This window comes from Microbacterium sp. Root1433D1, assembly GCF_001426835.1.
Taxonomy (GTDB): Bacteria; Actinomycetota; Actinomycetes; order Actinomycetales; family Microbacteriaceae; genus Microbacterium; species Microbacterium maritypicum.
On record NZ_LMFN01000003.1, the window covers coordinates 402,447 to 417,422 of the forward strand.

At 69.0% G+C, this 14,976-nt stretch carries 18 protein-coding genes and 1 tRNA gene; 15 read left to right on the top strand and 4 right to left on the bottom strand.

The genetic code is table 11. The annotated features are described in order from the left end of the window. The first annotated feature begins 46 nt into the window (after window positions 1–46). The 4 genes from ASD13_RS12885 (at window position 47) to ASD13_RS12895 (ending at window position 3,389) form a co-directional block, all read left to right on the top strand. Entirely contained in the window at window positions 47–1,669 is a 1,623-nt protein-coding gene (locus ASD13_RS12885; protein ID WP_055869823.1) for a sodium-dependent transporter, read from the top strand. Then, window positions 1,666–1,800 carry a methionine/alanine import family NSS transporter small subunit gene (locus tag ASD13_RS17240; protein ID WP_082524373.1) on the top strand — a complete coding sequence of 45 codons (135 nt, stop codon included), beginning with the start codon at window positions 1,666–1,668 and terminating at the stop codon, window positions 1,798–1,800. The genes ASD13_RS12885 and ASD13_RS17240 overlap by 4 nt, the downstream gene beginning before the upstream one ends. A gap of 90 nt (window positions 1,801–1,890) precedes the next feature. Then, the gene (locus tag ASD13_RS12890; protein ID WP_055869826.1) at window positions 1,891–2,526 is read left to right on the top strand and encodes a GyrI-like domain-containing protein; all 636 of its coding nucleotides are present in this window, start codon (window positions 1,891–1,893) and stop codon (window positions 2,524–2,526) included. Window positions 2,527–2,588: 62 nt separating this feature from the next. After that, a complete protein-coding gene (locus ASD13_RS12895) occupies window positions 2,589–3,389 on the top strand; it encodes a DUF1206 domain-containing protein (RefSeq protein WP_055869829.1) in 801 nt (266 codons plus the stop codon). A gap of 19 nt (window positions 3,390–3,408) precedes the next feature. On the opposite strand, the gene ASD13_RS12900 is transcribed toward ASD13_RS12895, so the two are convergent. Both ASD13_RS12900 and ASD13_RS12905 read right to left on the bottom strand, forming a co-directional pair. Continuing rightward, the gene (locus ASD13_RS12900; RefSeq protein ID WP_017828038.1) at window positions 3,409–4,056 is read right to left on the bottom strand and encodes a LysE family translocator; all 648 of its coding nucleotides are present in this window, start codon (window positions 4,054–4,056) and stop codon (window positions 3,409–3,411) included. A gap of 76 nt (window positions 4,057–4,132) precedes the next feature. After that, window positions 4,133–4,525 (bottom strand): nuclear transport factor 2 family protein, encoded by a 393-nt coding sequence (locus tag ASD13_RS12905; RefSeq protein ID WP_055869832.1) that lies wholly within the window; start codon window positions 4,523–4,525, stop codon window positions 4,133–4,135. Window positions 4,526–4,615: 90 nt separating this feature from the next. On the opposite strand from ASD13_RS12905, the gene ASD13_RS12910 reads away from it, so the two are divergent. The 8 genes from ASD13_RS12910 to ASD13_RS12945 all read left to right on the top strand — a co-directional run bounded on the left by ASD13_RS12910 (window position 4,616) and on the right by ASD13_RS12945 (window position 10,431). After that, window positions 4,616–4,996 (top strand): winged helix-turn-helix transcriptional regulator, encoded by a 381-nt coding sequence (locus ASD13_RS12910; RefSeq protein ID WP_055869835.1) that lies wholly within the window; start codon window positions 4,616–4,618, stop codon window positions 4,994–4,996. A 43-nt stretch (window positions 4,997–5,039) separates the two neighbouring features. After that, on the top strand, window positions 5,040–6,347 hold the full coding sequence (locus ASD13_RS12915) for an aminotransferase class V-fold PLP-dependent enzyme (protein ID WP_055869838.1): 1,308 nt from the start codon (window positions 5,040–5,042) through the stop codon (window positions 6,345–6,347). After that, entirely contained in the window at window positions 6,344–6,778 is a 435-nt protein-coding gene (sufU, locus tag ASD13_RS12920; RefSeq protein ID WP_055869842.1) for a Fe-S cluster assembly sulfur transfer protein SufU, read from the top strand. The genes ASD13_RS12915 and sufU overlap by 4 nt, the downstream gene beginning before the upstream one ends. Window positions 6,779–6,794: 16 nt before the next feature. After that, window positions 6,795–7,736, top strand: a complete 942-nt coding sequence (locus tag ASD13_RS17665) for a GNAT family N-acetyltransferase (RefSeq protein WP_082531509.1) — start codon at window positions 6,795–6,797, stop codon at window positions 7,734–7,736. Between the two features lie 59 nt (window positions 7,737–7,795). Next, a complete protein-coding gene (locus ASD13_RS12930; protein ID WP_055869845.1) occupies window positions 7,796–8,437 on the top strand; it encodes an NADPH-dependent F420 reductase in 642 nt (213 codons plus the stop codon). A 112-nt stretch (window positions 8,438–8,549) separates the two neighbouring features. Continuing rightward, complete coding sequence (locus ASD13_RS12935; protein ID WP_127481790.1) at window positions 8,550–9,215, top strand: GntR family transcriptional regulator; 666 nt, start codon at window positions 8,550–8,552, stop codon at window positions 9,213–9,215. A 110-nt stretch (window positions 9,216–9,325) separates the two neighbouring features. Further along, on the top strand, window positions 9,326–9,571 hold the full coding sequence (locus ASD13_RS12940; protein WP_055869848.1) for a hypothetical protein: 246 nt from the start codon (window positions 9,326–9,328) through the stop codon (window positions 9,569–9,571). Beyond that, a complete protein-coding gene (locus tag ASD13_RS12945; protein WP_055869851.1) occupies window positions 9,568–10,431 on the top strand; it encodes a hypothetical protein in 864 nt (287 codons plus the stop codon). Before ASD13_RS12940 ends, ASD13_RS12945 begins: the two co-directional genes overlap by 4 nt. Before the next feature lie 23 nt (window positions 10,432–10,454). Here the strand turns inward: ASD13_RS12945 and ASD13_RS12950 are convergent, their stop codons facing one another. After that, entirely contained in the window at window positions 10,455–11,294 is an 840-nt protein-coding gene (locus tag ASD13_RS12950; RefSeq protein WP_055869854.1) for an SDR family NAD(P)-dependent oxidoreductase, read from the bottom strand. A gap of 130 nt (window positions 11,295–11,424) precedes the next feature. Between ASD13_RS12950 and ASD13_RS12955 the strand changes: the two genes are divergently transcribed. Both ASD13_RS12955 and ASD13_RS12960 read left to right on the top strand, forming a co-directional pair. Beyond that, complete coding sequence (locus tag ASD13_RS12955; protein WP_017828049.1) at window positions 11,425–12,009, top strand: hypothetical protein; 585 nt, start codon at window positions 11,425–11,427, stop codon at window positions 12,007–12,009. 64 nt (window positions 12,010–12,073) lie between these two features. Beyond that, window positions 12,074–12,146, top strand: a tRNA-Arg gene (locus ASD13_RS12960). A 57-nt stretch (window positions 12,147–12,203) separates the two neighbouring features. Here the strand turns inward: ASD13_RS12960 and ASD13_RS12965 are convergent. After that, window positions 12,204–13,139, bottom strand: coding sequence for a LysR family transcriptional regulator (locus tag ASD13_RS12965; protein ID WP_017828050.1), 936 nt, complete (start codon window positions 13,137–13,139; stop codon window positions 12,204–12,206). 71 nt (window positions 13,140–13,210) lie between these two features. On the opposite strand from ASD13_RS12965, the gene ASD13_RS12970 reads away from it, so the two are divergent. Further along, the gene (locus ASD13_RS12970; protein WP_055869857.1) at window positions 13,211–14,941 is read left to right on the top strand and encodes an L-aspartate oxidase; all 1,731 of its coding nucleotides are present in this window, start codon (window positions 13,211–13,213) and stop codon (window positions 14,939–14,941) included. The last annotated feature ends 35 nt before the right edge of the window (window positions 14,942–14,976 follow it).

Below are 14,976 nucleotides of genomic sequence, written 5' to 3' on the forward strand. Positions count from 1 at the left end.
GTGTCCGCGCTGACGTTCGGGTCTGCCCTCGGGTAGTCTCGCCCGCATGGCAACCGCAACGACGCAGACCCACAAACGCGAGGCGTTCAGCTCGCGGAACGTGTTCATCCTCTCGGCGATCGGCTCCGCGGTCGGCCTCGGCAACATCTGGCGGTTCCCCTACGTCGCCTACGAGGGCGGCGGCGGTGCGTTCCTGATCCCGTACCTGTGCGCCCTGCTCACGGCCGGCATCCCGCTGCTGTTCTTCGACTACGCGATCGGCCACCGTTTCCGCGGATCGGCACCGCTGGCGTTCCGCCGCATGCACCGTGCGGCCGAGCCCCTCGGCTGGTGGCAGGTGCTCATCTGCGTCGTCATCGCCGTCTACTACGCGGTGATCATCGCCTGGGCGGCCATGTACACCTGGTTCTCGGCCCAGCTCACCTGGGGTGCGGGCAACGAGAACGACTTCTTCTTCATCGACTTCCTGCGCTCGGCCGACGTCGCCGAGGTAGGCGTGTCCACCGAGTTCGTGCCGCAGGTCGGCATCCCGCTCGTCGTGGTCTGGCTGATCGTGATCGTCATCATGGCGCTGGGCGTGAAGCGTGGCATCGGCCGGGCGAACATGATCCTGATGCCGTTGCTCACCATCATGTTCGCGATCCTCGTGGTGCAGTCCCTGTTCCTCCCGGGTGCGATGGACGGCCTGAACGCGTTCTTCACCCCGAACTGGGAAGCTCTGGCCGATCCCGGGGTCTGGGCATCCGCCTACGGCCACATCTTCTTCTCGCTGTCCGTCGCCTTCGGCATCATGGTGACCTATTCCTCCTACCTGAAGCGCAAGACGGATCTCACCGGCTCCGGACTCGTCGTCGCGTTCGCGAACTCGGGCTTCGAGATCCTCGCCGGGATCGGTGTCTTCGCGGCTCTCGGCTTCATGGCGCAGGCGCAGGGCACGGAGGTCGCCGGCGTCGCATCCTCCGGCATCGGACTCGCCTTCATCGCCTTCCCGACGATCGTGTCGCAGGCAACGGGCGGGTCGATCATCGGCGTGCTGTTCTTCGGGGCACTGGTGTTCGCCGGTGTCACCTCTCTGATCTCGATCCTCGAGGTGATCGTGGCTGCGCTGCAGGACAAGCTCGGCTGGGCTCGGGTGCGCACCACGCTCACGGTCGCGATCCCGCTGGCGATCATCTCGATGGCGCTCTTCTCCACGACCACGGCCTTGTCGGTGCTCGACACTGCGGACGCCTTCGTCAACTCCTTCGGCATCATGGCGGTCGCGCTGGTGGCCGTGATCATCGTGGCCTGGCTGCTGCACAAGCTGCCGGTGCTGGTGGAGCACCTGAACCGGCGCTCCAGCTTCCGTGTGGGGACGATCTGGAAGGTGCTCGTCGGCGTTCTCGCGCCGGTGGTGCTCGGATACCTCTTCATCAGCGAACTGATCGCCAAGACCTCCGAGCCGTACAGCGGCTACCCCGGCTGGTTCCTCGCGATCTTCGGCTGGGGGATGGTCATCGCGCTGGTCGTGCTGGCTCTGATCCTGTCGGCACTGCCGTGGAGCGGGCGCTCGCACGCGAAGGACGATCCCGAGTACGACGAGTTCCTCTCGAAGGAAGAATACGAACCGGATGCGGAGACCTCGGCGATCCCGCTGATCGACACGACCACGAAGGGAGCCGGCGCATGACCACGACAGCGATCGTCATGATGATCATCGCGATGGTCACGGTCTGGGGCGGCCTGGTCGCCGGGATCGTGAACCTCGCGCGCCATCCCGAGGAGTCGGAGACCGAGCCCGCGCCGCCCGTCGAACTCTGACGGTGCGCTGACGGTGCACTGACGGCGCCGCTCGAGGGACCGGCGTCCGCCCCCGTGCGACACTGGGCCCACGGACCAGGGAGGCACATCATGGTGGCCATCGACCCCAAGAAGACGCTCGACGCGTATCGGGCGAAGCGGGGGGAGTTCCGCATCGTCGAGGTGCCGCCCCTGCAGTACCTGATGATCGACGGTGCGGGGGATCCGAACACCTCGCCCGCCTACCGGGACGCCGTCTCTGCCCTGTTCCCCGTGGCGTACGCGTTGAAGTTCGCGAGTCGGAGCGAGCTCGGCGTCGACACCGTGGTGATGCCCCTCGAAGGGCTCTGGCATGCACCCGACATGGAGTCGTTCACCTCCCGGCGCGACAAGTCGGCATGGATGTGGACGTCGATGATCATGGTCGGCGACCACATCACCGCGTCGATGTTCGCGCACGCCGTGGAATCCGTGGCGCAGAAGGCGGCGAAGAAGAAGGAGCCGATCCCGGCGCTGGATGCGGTGCGGCTCGAGACGCTCGAGGAGGGGACCTGTGTGCAGACGCTGCATGTGGGTCCGTTCGACGACGAGGGGCCGGTGCTCGACGACCTCCACTACCGCTTCATTCCCGAGAACGGTCTGCAGATGCGAGGACGCCACCACGAGATCTACCTGAGCGATCTGCGTCGCACCGACCCTGCGAAGCTGCGCACGATCCTCCGGCAGCCGGTGACGCGGGGCGTCTGAGCGGTGGGAGCCGGGAACGCAAGCCCCTCCGCGGCCTCCCGCACGACGGATACGCTTCAACGATGAGCACGGTCAAACACGTGGCGCGCGTCGCCAAAGGGTCCTCCGCATTCCGGCGGATCGCCCGTGCCGGATTCGTCGTCCTCGGCCTGATCCATGTCATCATCGGGTCGATCGCGATCTCCATCGCCGCCGGCGCCTCGGGCGACGCCGACCAGGACGGTGCGATGGAGCAGATCCGCCAGAACCCGGTCGGAGGACTGCTGCTCGTCTTCGTCGCGGCCGGTCTGATCGCCCTGGCCGTATGGCAGATCGCGAGCGCGTTCCTCGCCGCCGACCCGGCCGAGACCAAGAAGTGGGGCCAGCGCGTCAAGCTCTTCGGCATCGCCCTCGCCTACCTCGTGGTCGCCGGCATGGCGCTCATCTACGCCGTGGGCGGCAACGCCGATTCGGAGACCGCCTCGAAGACCCTGAGTGCGATCCTCCTCTCGGCACCGGGAGGGGTCGCACTGCTCGTCGTGGTCGGGCTCTCCGTGGTCGGAGTCGGGGTCGGATTCGTCGTGGGCGGATTCACCCGCGGCTTCGAGAAGCTGCTCGATCTGCCGTCGGGGGCCGCGCGCGGCGGCATCGTGACGCTGGGCGTGATCGGCTACTTCGGCAAGGGTGTCGCGGTGGCCGTGACCGGGGTGCTCTTCGTCGTGGCCGCCGTCACCCAGGACCCGGAGAAGGGCGCAGGGCTCGATGCCGCCCTGCACAGCCTGCTCGAGCTGCCCCTCGGTGGACTCGTCCTCGGAGCGGTGGGAGCGGGTTTCGCGGTGTACGGCGTCTTCTGCATCGCTCGGGCCCGCTTCGCGCGCATGTGACCGCGACCTCCTAGAGCGCTCAGGCGGTCGCGGGCTTCTCGCTCCACACCAGCAGGAAGGCTCCGAGCGCGATCATGAGTCCTCCGCCCGACGCGCCCATCGCCTCGATGCGTCCAGGCGAGCGGCCGAACCAGTCGCGGGCGGCGCTCGCGAGGAGCACCCACACCGCATCGCACGTCACACCGATCGTCACGACGATCGCCCCGAGCAGGAAGAGCTGCGCGGGAACGGACCCGGCATCCAGGTCGACGAACTGCGGCAGGATCGCGAGGAAGAACGCGATGGACTTCGGGTTGGTCACCCCGACGACGAAGCCTTCGGCGAACAGCCGCCAGCCCGAGCGTCGCGTGGGTGCCGATGCCATCGCTCTCGCCGCGTCCTTGCGGTGACGGATGGCCTGGATGCCGAGGAAGATCAGGTACCCGGCGCCGAGCACCTTGACGATCGTGAACAGCACGACCGACTGCGCGATCACCGTCCCGACGCCGAGCGCCACGGCCACGACGAGGAGGATGGACCCGACCGCCGTGCCCAGGATGCTGAGGAAGCCGCCCATCCGCCCGAGCGCCATCGCCCGCCCGATGGTGAACAGCACGGTGGGCCCGGGGATCACGACCATGACGAAGGCTGCGACGACGAAGGCGAGCAGCGTGTCCTGGGCGATCATGGGATGAGCCTAGACGCGGAGGCACCGGACGGTCGAGCTCCCGATCGTCCGGTGCCCGCGACCAGCGGCCGCTCGATCAGGCCGTTCCCCAGAAGCGGTCCTCGGCCTCCTGGTCCTCGCTCATCAGCCAGACCTCGGCGATTCGGCCGTCGGCGACCCGGAAGACGTCGACCCCGTGCTGGTCGAGATCCTCGTGCCCCTCGCGCTGGGCGCGGAAGCGCACCGTGGCCGAGACGAGGCTGCCGCTCTCGGTCGCCGATTCGGTCTCGAGTGCGAACGTGCCGCCGCTCAGCTGCATGAAGCGGCCCAGGTGCGCGAGGATCGCGTCCGGTCCGACATGGTCCCCGGACACCTGGTTCGCCCCCGGCTGGTGCCAGACGGCATCCGCATGGAAGGTCGCGGCCAGCGCTTCCATGTCTCCGGCGGCCATGGCCGCACCGTACTGTCCTACGACGTCGATAGCCGACATGATGCTCCTTCTCGATGGGTCGGTACTGTGGAGCATCCAGCGTCTCGACAGCGGCGCGGTTACTTCAACGTCACCCGGAAGGAGCGGCGAATGTCGAGCACGTGGACGGTGTTCTCCGCCAGCTGCCCCTCGCGCGCCTCGCTCGCGCGCATCGCGAACAAATGGACGGCGATGATCGTCGTGCTCCTGCACGAGCAGCCGCTGCGCTTCGGCGAACTGCACACCCGGATGGACGGGATCGCGAAAAAGGTGCTCGTCGACACGCTTCGTGCTCTCGAACGCGACGGGATGCTGGACCGCGCGGTCGGCGAAGACGGCCATTCGCGCTACCTGCTCACCCCGCTCGGACGCACCCTGTACGAGCCGCTCCAGGCTCTGCAGGTCTGGGCCGAGTCGCATGTGGAGGATGTGCGCGAAGCGCAGGACCGCTACGACGAGGTCGCCGACGCGAAGATGCTCGACGGGCACTGACCGCCTGCGCCCACCCGTCGCCCACAGGTGGGAAACTGGAACGATGAGCGTTTCTCCCGGTGTCGACGTGATCGCCCCCTTGAACGAGGCCGAGGTGCGGCGCATCCGCGGGGACTTCCCCATCCTGGGTGCGCGGGTGCAGGGGCATCCGCTCGTGTACCTGGATTCGGGAGCGACGTCGCAGCGACCGACCGCGGTCCTCGACGCCGAGCGTGACTTCGCCACCTCCTTGAACTCCGCGGTGCACCGCGGTGCGCACACGCTCGCGGCCGAGGCCACAGAGCTGTTCGAAGACGCGCGCGCCGCCGTCGCCCGGTTCGTGGGAGCCGCCGACGACGAGATCGTCTGGACCTCGAATGCGACCGAGGCGATCAACCTCGTCGCGTACTCGATGTCGAACGCGTCGCTCGGGCGCGGGGGAGCCGCCGCCGAGCGATTCCGGCTCCGCGAGGGCGATGAGATCGTGACCACCGAGATGGAGCACCACGCGAATCTCATCCCGTGGCAGGAGCTCGCTGCACGCACCGGTGCGACGCTGAAGGTCATCCCCCTCGACGACGACGGCGCTCTGCGGCTCGACGCCGCGGCCGAGCTGATCACCCCGCGCACGAAGCTCGTCGCATTCACGCATGTCTCGAACGTGCTCGGAGTGATCAACCCCACCGATCAGCTGGTGGCCCTCGCGCGGGAGGTCGGTGCCCTGACCCTGCTCGACGCGTGCCAGTCCGCGCCGCATCTGCCCCTCGACGTCCGCGCCCTCGATGTCGACTTCGCCGTGCTGTCGGGCCACAAGATGCTCGGCCCCACCGGTATCGGCGCCCTCTACGGTCGCCGCGAGGTGCTGGCAGCCCTGCCGCCATTCCTGACGGGCGGGTCGATGATCACGACGGTCACCACGACCGAGGCCGAGTACCTTCCGCCGCCGCAGCGCTTCGAAGCCGGCACACAGCGCGTCTCGCAGGCGATCGCGCTCGCCGCGGCCGTCGGCTACCTGACCGAGGTGGGGATGCCGCGCATCGCCGCGCACGAGGCGGCCTTCGGGCGCCGACTCGTCGACGGGCTGAGCGCGATCGACGGGGTGCGCGTGCTCGGCGCCGGAATCGATCTTCCCCGTGTGGGCCTGGCGAGCTTCGACGTCGAGGGCATCCACTCGCACGATGTGGGGCAGTTCCTCGACGACCTCGGCATCGCCGTGCGCGTCGGCCACCACTGCGCGCAGCCGTTGCACCGGCGCCTGGGCGTGACCTCGTCCACCAGGGCGAGCACCTACCTGTACACGACCGATGCCGAGGTGGACGCCGTGATCGAGGGCGTCGCCGGAGCGATCGACTTCTTCCGGAGGGGCGCATGAGCGACCTGCAGAACCTGTACCAGGAGCTGATCCTGGACCACTCGCGCACGCCGCACGGCTACGGACTCCGCGAGGAGATCCCGGCGCAGTCCCACCAGCTGAACCCGACCTGCGGTGACGAGATCACCCTCCAGGTGCATCGCGACGCCGACGGCAGCGTCGAGGCGATCGCCTGGGAAGGCCAAGGGTGCGCGATCTCCCAGGCGTCGGCGTCCCTGCTGGCGGAGCTCGCGGAAGGACTCAGCGTCGAAGACCTCGAGGTGCGCATCGCGGCATTCCGTGAGGCGATGCGATCCCGCGGCAAGATCGAACCCGACGAGGAGCTGCTCGGCGACGCGGCGGCCCTCGGCGGAGTGTCGAAGTACGTCGCCAGGGTCAAGTGCGCCATGCTCGCCTGGGTCGCCGCAGAGGACGCGCTGACCCGCAGCTGAGGTGCAGGATGGAGGCATGTCCCTGCATCTGACGCCTCTGCCCGCCGCGCGCTTCGACGAGTGGAGGGCGGCGTCACGGCAGCGCCTCATCGACGGCAACAGGCGCTCGGGACGACGCCCCGGCGCGGATGCGGTCGGCCATGTCGAGCACACCTTCGACGAGCTGTTCCCCGAAGGCGTCGCGACATCGACGGCGTGGGTCGCGAGCATCGTGGACGACGCGGATGGCGAGCTCGGAACGCTCCTGCTGGCCCTGAACGGTCAGAAGCTGCTCCTCCTCGACCTCGTCTTCGAGACGACGTCGACGGATGCCCGGCGCGACGATCTTCTCCACAGCATCCTGCAGATCGCCCGCGACAGGGGCGCGACGCAGATCGCCATGCCGCTCTTCCCGCAGGACGCGGCCGCACGGGCATTCGTCGAGGGACGCGGGTTCGAGGTCGCCTCGATCCAGATGGTGCTGGAGCCGCTTCCGGTGCGCGAGGTCGCCGGGCACGTCGATGTGCGGCCGATGACCGCGGAGCGCTTCCCCCGTTTCGTCGCCGCGTCTGAGGAGGGTTTCGCGCACGACCTCGTCGAGTCCGGCCGGTACACGCCGGAGGAGGCCGCCGCCGAGTCGCATCGTCAGATGCGGGCGGAGCTTCCGGACGGACTCGACACCGAGGGGCAGGAGCTCTTCACCGCCACCGTCGCCGGCACCGAGGTCGGCATCCTCTGGTTCGCCATGCGTCGGCGCGACGGCCGACCGCAGGCGTTCATCCTCGACATCGAGGTGGCGGCGGATCAGCGCCGCAAGGGGTACGGGCGCGAGCTGATGCACGCCGCCGAGCGCGAGGCCCGCCGGCTCGGCGCGGAGTCGATCGGGCTGCACGTCTTCGGCTTCAACGAGGGAGCGGTCGAGCTCTACGAACAGCTCGGCTACCGGCGCACCGAGGAGAGCCTGCTGCGCGACCTCTGATCCGCGGTCACGAGACGACTCGACGGGAATAGCCGCGCGCGCCTGACGTTGGTCCCCACATGACAACTCTCGGAATCATCGGTGCAGGACACATCGGCAGCCAGGTCGCGCGCGTGGCGATCGCGAACGGCTACGACGTGGTGATCGCCAACTCCCGCGGGCCGGAGACGCTCGCCGATCTGGTCGCCGAACTCGGCCCCAAGGCTCGGGCGGCCACCGCGCAGGAGGCCGCTGCCGCTGCCGACGTCGCGGTCGTCACGGTGCCGCTCCGCGCCATCGACGACCTCCCCGCCGAGCAGCTCGCCGGCAAGATCGTCCTCGACACGAACAACTACTACTTCGAGCGGGACGGCCGCATCGAGGCCCTCGACAAGGGCGAGACGACGACGTCGGAGCTGGTGCAGCGCGCCCTCCCCGACTCGAAGATCGCGAAGGCGTTCAACCACATCTTCGCTTCGGAGATCACGTCCGACGGCACACCTGCCGGCACCCCCGATCGTCGCGCACTGGCCACGGCCGGTGATGACGCGGAGGCCGTCGCCTTCGTGACCCGCTTCTACGACGAGGCCGGATTCGACACGGTCAATGTGGGGCCGCTGAGCGAGTCCTGGCGAGTCGAGCGAGACCGTCCCGCCTACGTGGTCCGGCAGAACGCCGAGGAGCTCACCGCGAACCTCGCGATCGCGAACCGCCTGCCCTGAGCACCGGTGCGGCGGGGGAGGCGGAGAGCTCCCTCGCCGCAGGGCCCGCACCCACGCGACCCTTGGGATACCAAAAGTTGAGGAACACCGCCCGGAGTGCGAGAATGCCCAGATGGCGGGGGCTATGGCAGCAGGCGGCGAACTCGAGTCGGTGAGAGTCACGCGCGTCCTTCGCGACGACATCATCCTCGGGCGGCGCAGACCGGGAGCACGGCTCGTCGAGCGCGATATCGCGGCGGAGCTGAACGTCTCCCGGCTCCCGGTTCGCGAAGCCATCCGCACGCTCGTGGCCGAGGGGATCGTCGTCGCACGCCCCCGTACCTGGGCGGTCGTGCGGGAGTTCACCCACCGCGACATCCAGGACTTCGCCGAGGTGCGCGAGGCCATCGAGACGCTGATCTTCGTCTTCGCGGCCGAGCGGCACGATGAGGCCGGGATCGCCCGCATCCGTGGAGCCTACGAACGCGAACTCGAGGCCGCCCGCGCCGAGGACTCCGAGGCGGCCAGGGTCGCCGCGGCGGAGTTCCACGAGATCGCCGTCGAGCTCGCGGCGAACGAGATGCTCGGCGAGCTCATCGCCGTCTTCCTCACGCGTCTGCGCTGGTTGTTCGGACAGCACGACGACCTGCTCGCGATGGCGGACGAGCACCGCATCATCCTCGAGGCGATGACGGCGCGCGACACCGAAGCGCTGCGTCGGATCGTGCCGGCGCACTTGGCCAGCGGACAGTCCGCAGCCGAGCGACGTCTCGCCGAGCGCGGCGATCTGAGCGCCTGACCCGTCGGGCCCACCGTCTCTCGCGGTCGGGGGACTGCAGAGACGGCTCCGGTTGTATATTGGGGCGATCGGAGTCGGTCCGGAACTGTTGCGCTGTCCTGGGGAGCGAGATGCGGAATCTTGCTGTCGCTGTCGGATGCCTCCTGCTGGTCGGTGGGATCTCGCTCGTCGTGATCGCCGACCAGGAGCGTCTGGAGTCGATCGCCGCGGTCAAAGCGGAGATCGTGAGGATCGAGCGCGCGCTGGATGAATCTCGCGGCGAGAACCTGGAGCTCGCAGAGAAGCTCACAGCCCTTCGCTCGCAGCTCGCCGATCAGGACGCGGACATCGCCGACACGACGGGATTCCTGCCGTGATCCGGCGCGTGCTGGCTGTCACGGTCGCGGCCTCCGTGCTGCTCGTCGGGGGGATGGTCGGCAGAGCCGACGCTCTCGAGAACGAGAGATCGGCAGCCATCGCGCAGCTCGAGGCCCTGAACGACCGATATCACGACGCCAGTCAGCGCACCGACTACCTCGACGCCGCCGTCGGCCGCGCGGAGCAGGACACCGCAGAACGTGCCGCGGTCCTCGCCCTGCGCCCGGCCTTCCTCGCCGAACTGCAGGCGCTGACCACCGCGCTCCAGGGGGCGGAGGGGCGGGTGGACACGGCCACGCATCGCGCCGCCGCACTCTCGGCGCAGCAGACTGTCGTCGCAGAGAAGGAGAACCCCGACACGGTCGCCGCGGCCACGGCCACCGTCCACGCGCTCGCCGAGAAGGTGGGCACCGAGGTCGCCTCGTGGCAAGCGGCTCAGAGCTCGGGCCCCGGTGGGCCGGCATGGTCGTCGAGCGGCCCGGACGGGTATGCGCGGGTGCGGGCAGCCCTCGACCTCGTCGGGGGCGGGGGCGTCGGACTCTACGAGTCCTCGTCGTGTGCGGGCGGCAACGCCCCGGCGTGCGCCAACAGCAACGGATACATCAAGTACCGCGCCGACATCGTGAACTGGAGCGATGGTCGGCTGAACTGGGCCATGGCGCACGAGCTCGCGCACATCTACCAGTTCCGCGTGTGGGGCTCGCTCACGTCGTCCGGAGCCTACGGGGCGCTGTTCGGCAGCGACCCCGAGTTCCTCGCCAACTGCATGGCCGTGGTGCGGGGGTACCCCGGATCGGTCAGCTGCGACGGCGAGCAGCAGGCCTGGGCCTCGGGCATCTGGGTGGGCGCCGTCCGCTGAGCGGAGTCGCTCACAGGCCCGGATCAGTCCGCCGGTGTCGTCGTGTCGATGGCGGCACGCAGCGGCCGCCGCATCACCCGCCAGTACGACGACGGCGCGACGCGGGTGAGCACATCGATCAGGCGGGCCTCGCGTCCGACCATGGTGCGCGCGGAGCGTCGTTCGGTCGCCCGGACGATGCGCGCCGCCGCGTCCGCGGGCTCGGTGTGGTACATCCGGGCCTGCGCGGCGGCGGCGCGGGCGGCCACGGCCGGATCGATCGCGGCGGCGTACCGCCCGTGCAGGATGATGCCGGTGCGCACGCCCGCGGGGTAGACGGCGCCGACGCTGACCGAGGTGCCCTCCAGCTCATGCCGCAGTGCCTCGGAGAAGGCGCGCACCGCGAACTTGCTCACGGCGTAGGGGATGCGTCCGGCGGGGGCGGCGAGTGCGTAGACGCTGGCCAGGTGCGTGATATGCGCGGCCGGAGCCGCGCGGAGCGCGGGGAGGAGTGCCTTGGTGATCGAGACCGTGCCCCACAGGTTCACATCGGTGAGCCAGCGCATCTCCTCCATCGTGAGCTGGTCGATGTCGCCGAGCATCGATGATCCGGCGCACGTGATCAGGGCGTTGATGCGTGGGTGCCCCTCGGCGATGCTTGCGGCGGCGGCGAACACGGCGTCGTCATCGCGCAGGTCGACGACGTGCGTCGTCACGTGGGCGTCGGTGAGTTCCGCGGCGATGGTCGCGAGCGCCACAGCGTCGTGATCGATGAGCGCGAGGTGCGTTCCTCGACCGGCGAGCAGACGCGCGATGTCGGCGCCCATCCCGTTGGCGGCTCCGGTGATCACGGTGGTGCTGCCGGTGAGGTCGAGGTGCTTCATGTGGCTCCTGCGGCGCGCGATCCGGGTGCGAACCCGCGGATGTCGGATGGGTGGGGCAAGCTGATTCCGAACCATTCTGGCCGACACCGGGCCGCAGTGATACCGGTACGCTCAAGGAGAGGAGGTACCGGTGGGACGGACAGCGGATGCCATCGCCGAAGGCGTTGCGATCGCGACCGCTGCTGCGCGCCTCGCGGTGAAGAATCACATCCTCATCGGCACCATCGCCGAAGACGGTGTCTTCGACATGGACAAGTACATCGACGATGCGCGTGAGGCGCTTCGCGCCATGGCCGAGGAATCGGAAGAGGCTGCGGCCACCGTCACCGCCCTCCGCAAACGCGCGAGAGGTCGGCACTCCGATCCGGTGGGAACCCACGACTATCGCGACCGCGATGTGCGCAACCTCCGCCGTCGGGCCAAGCAGTCCACCGGTGTGGCCGTGCGTCTGCGCGAGATCATGCAGGACCGCGAGCGGCTCGCCGAGATCGTCGAGGAGGCGAGAGACGCCGCCTGGGCCGATGTGCGCCACAACCTCGATCGTCGCCTGCGCGTCGAAGGCATGCGTCCCGATCAGGATCCCGACTACAACCGCATGCGCGAAGCGCGTATGCAGGCGCTTCGGCTCGTCGATCTGCAGGCGCTCTCGTCGGAGCAGAGAGCCAAGGCCAAGCGGCGGAAGAAGCAGCAGAAGGCGGCCTCGGCCGACGAGTGAGGCCTCGTTTCGCTTTCCCGTCGCGACTGTTGTAGGCTGTTCTACGGCCCGCTGAGCGGGCTGGGCGCCCGTAGCTCAATGGATAGAGCATCTGACTACGGATCAGAAGGTTAGGGGTTCGAGTCCCTTCGGGCGCACACTGTGTTGAGACAGTAAAGGAACGGCTTCCACTTCGGTGGGGGCCGTTTCTGCGTTCAGAGCAGGCTCGTGATGGCCGGGTCGCGGTGCGCGACCTCAGCGGCCGTGGCGACGATGACCTCGCGGATCGCGGCGACGGCGACGGCAGGGGTCACATCCGCACGGTGGGCGAGGCTCACGGTGCGGGTCATCATCGGATGCGTCAGTCGAACCGACCGCAGGGCGGGCCGATCGAGCAGCACCATCGCCGGGACCACCGCGACACCGACACCGCGCTCGACGAAGCGCAGCACCGCATCCATCTCGGCGCCCTCGAGCACGTGGGTGGGCCGGAGCCCCTCCGAGCGGAAAGCGGCATCGGTCGTCGCGCGGAGCTCGTAGGTCTCGTCGAGAGCGATCAGCGGGAGCGTGGCGAGGTGGGCGAGGCTCATCGCGGGCATGGTCGAGACCGGCGGCTCGGCGGCGGCGGAGATCACGACGAGCTCTTCGGCGAGCAGCGGGGTGCGCGTGAGGCTGAAGCCCGAGGGCGGTGGGCCGTCGGATTCGGTGATGAGGGCGATGTCGACGGCGCCTACGGCGAGCTGTTCGACGAGCCGGCGGGAACCGCTCTCGGTCAGATGCAGATCGACGCCCGGATGACTCGCGTGGAAGGAGCGGATCGCCTCGGCGACCAGGCTGATGCAGAGCGTGGGCGGCGCACCCAGGCGTACGCGTCCGCGGCGGAGTCCTGCCAGCTCGCCCATCTCGTCGCGGATGGCATCGGCCTCGGCGAGCATGCGCTGTGCGCGGGGGAGCAGCGTCTCGCCCGCAGCCGTGAGGGCGATGTGGCCGCGTGCGCGGTGGAACAGCTCGGCGCCGAGCTCGCGTTCGAGCGTCGAGATCTGCCGGCTCAGCGACGGCTGTGCCAGGTGCAGGTGCTCGGAGGCGCGGGTGAAGTGTCCGAGACGCGCGACCTCGACGAACCCGCGGAGCTGCTCGAGGTTCATGGCCATAGCCTACCCGCATCGTTTCCAGTCGAACTATGCATTGGAGTTATTAGGATCGCCTAACTAGCGTGGATCGCATGGCTACGCGCGAACGACAGATATCCACCACGGTCCTCGTCATCGGCACCGGCGGCTCCGGGCTGCGGGCGGCGATCGAGATCGCCGAACACGGTGTCGACGTGCTCGCCGTCGGCAAACGCCCGAGGCAGGATGCGCACACCTCGCTCGCCGCCGGCGGCATCAACGCGGCGCTCGGCACCATGGACGCGGGTGACAGCTGGCAGCAGCACGCTGCCGACACCATCAAGGAGAGCTACCTGCTCGCCAACCCGCACACGGTCGAGATCGTCACGCAGGGCGCCGAACGCGGCATCCGCGACCTCGAGCGCTGGGGCATGGACTTCGCCCGCGAAGACGACGGTCGCATCTCCCAGCGCTTCTTCGGTGCGCACACCTTCCGCCGCACGGCCTTCGCCGGCGATTACACGGGACTGGAGATCCAGCGCACTCTGGTGCGCAAGGCCGAGCAGCTCGAGGTCCCGATCCTCGACCACGTCTACATCACGCGCCTGCTCGTGCGCGACAACGTGGTTTTCGGGGCCTACGGCTTCGACCAGGCCGACGGCACCCGCTACCTCATCCACGCCGACGCCGTCATCCTCGCCGCCGGCGGACACAATCGCATCTGGCGGCGCACCTCCTCCCGCCGCGACGAGAACACGGGTGACTCCTTCCGTCTCGCCGTCGACGCGGGCGCCAGGCTCCGCGACCCCGAGCTCGTGCAGTTCCACCCGTCCGGCATCATCGAGCCGGAGAGTGCAGCGGGCACCCTGATCTCCGAAGCGGCTCGCGGGGAAGGCGGCATCCTGCGCAACGCTCTCGGCGAGCGGTTCATGGCGAAGTACGACCCCGAGCGGATGGAGCTGTCGACCAGGGACCGCGTCGCACTCGCCGCGTACACCGAGATCCAGGAAGGACGCGGAACCGAGAACGGCGGCGTCTGGCTCGACGTGTCGCACCTGCCCCGAGAGACGATCATGACCCGTCTGCCCCGCGTCTACCAGACGATGATGGAGCTGCAGATGCTCGACATCACGACAGATCCGATCGAGATCGCCCCGACCGCGCACTATTCGATGGGCGGCGTCTGGGTGCGATCGGAGGACCACCAGACCGACGTCGACGGGCTCTACGCGATCGGTGAGGCCTCCAGCGGATTGCACGGCGCGAACCGCCTGGGCGGGAACTCGCTCATCGAGCTTCTCGTCTACGGGCGCATCGTCGGACAGGCGGCCATGGAGCATGCGGCCGGTCTCGACGCCCAGCGTCGCTCGGCGTCGGCGGTCGCCGAGGCCCGCGCCGAGATCGATGACCTGCTCGCCGCGGAAGGACGCGAGAACGTGCGCGCCCTGCAGCGTGCGATCCGCAACCTCATGACCCGGTACGCCGGTGTGGTGCGCTCGGAGGAGGGGCTGCTGGCAGGCCTCGCCGACCTCGACATGATCGAGGGACGCATGGAGGACATCGGCATCCACCCCGACATCGCGGGCTTCCAGGACCTCGCGCACGCGTTCGACCTCAAGGCCTCAGCGCTCGCCGCCCGCGCCACGCTCGAGGCCGCACTGGAGCGTCGCGAGACGCGCGGATGCCACAACCGCAGCGACTTCCCCGACAGTGATCCCACGCTGCAGGTGAACCTGGTGTGGTCGCCGAAGGACGGCGTGACCCGGGAGGCGATCCCTGAGATCTCGCCCGAGATCGCCGAGCTCATGCGCGAGGTCGACACCACGGGCAAGCTCGTCGAGTAGTCGCGGACCCGACTCGCTCCGGGTCGCCGGGGCGA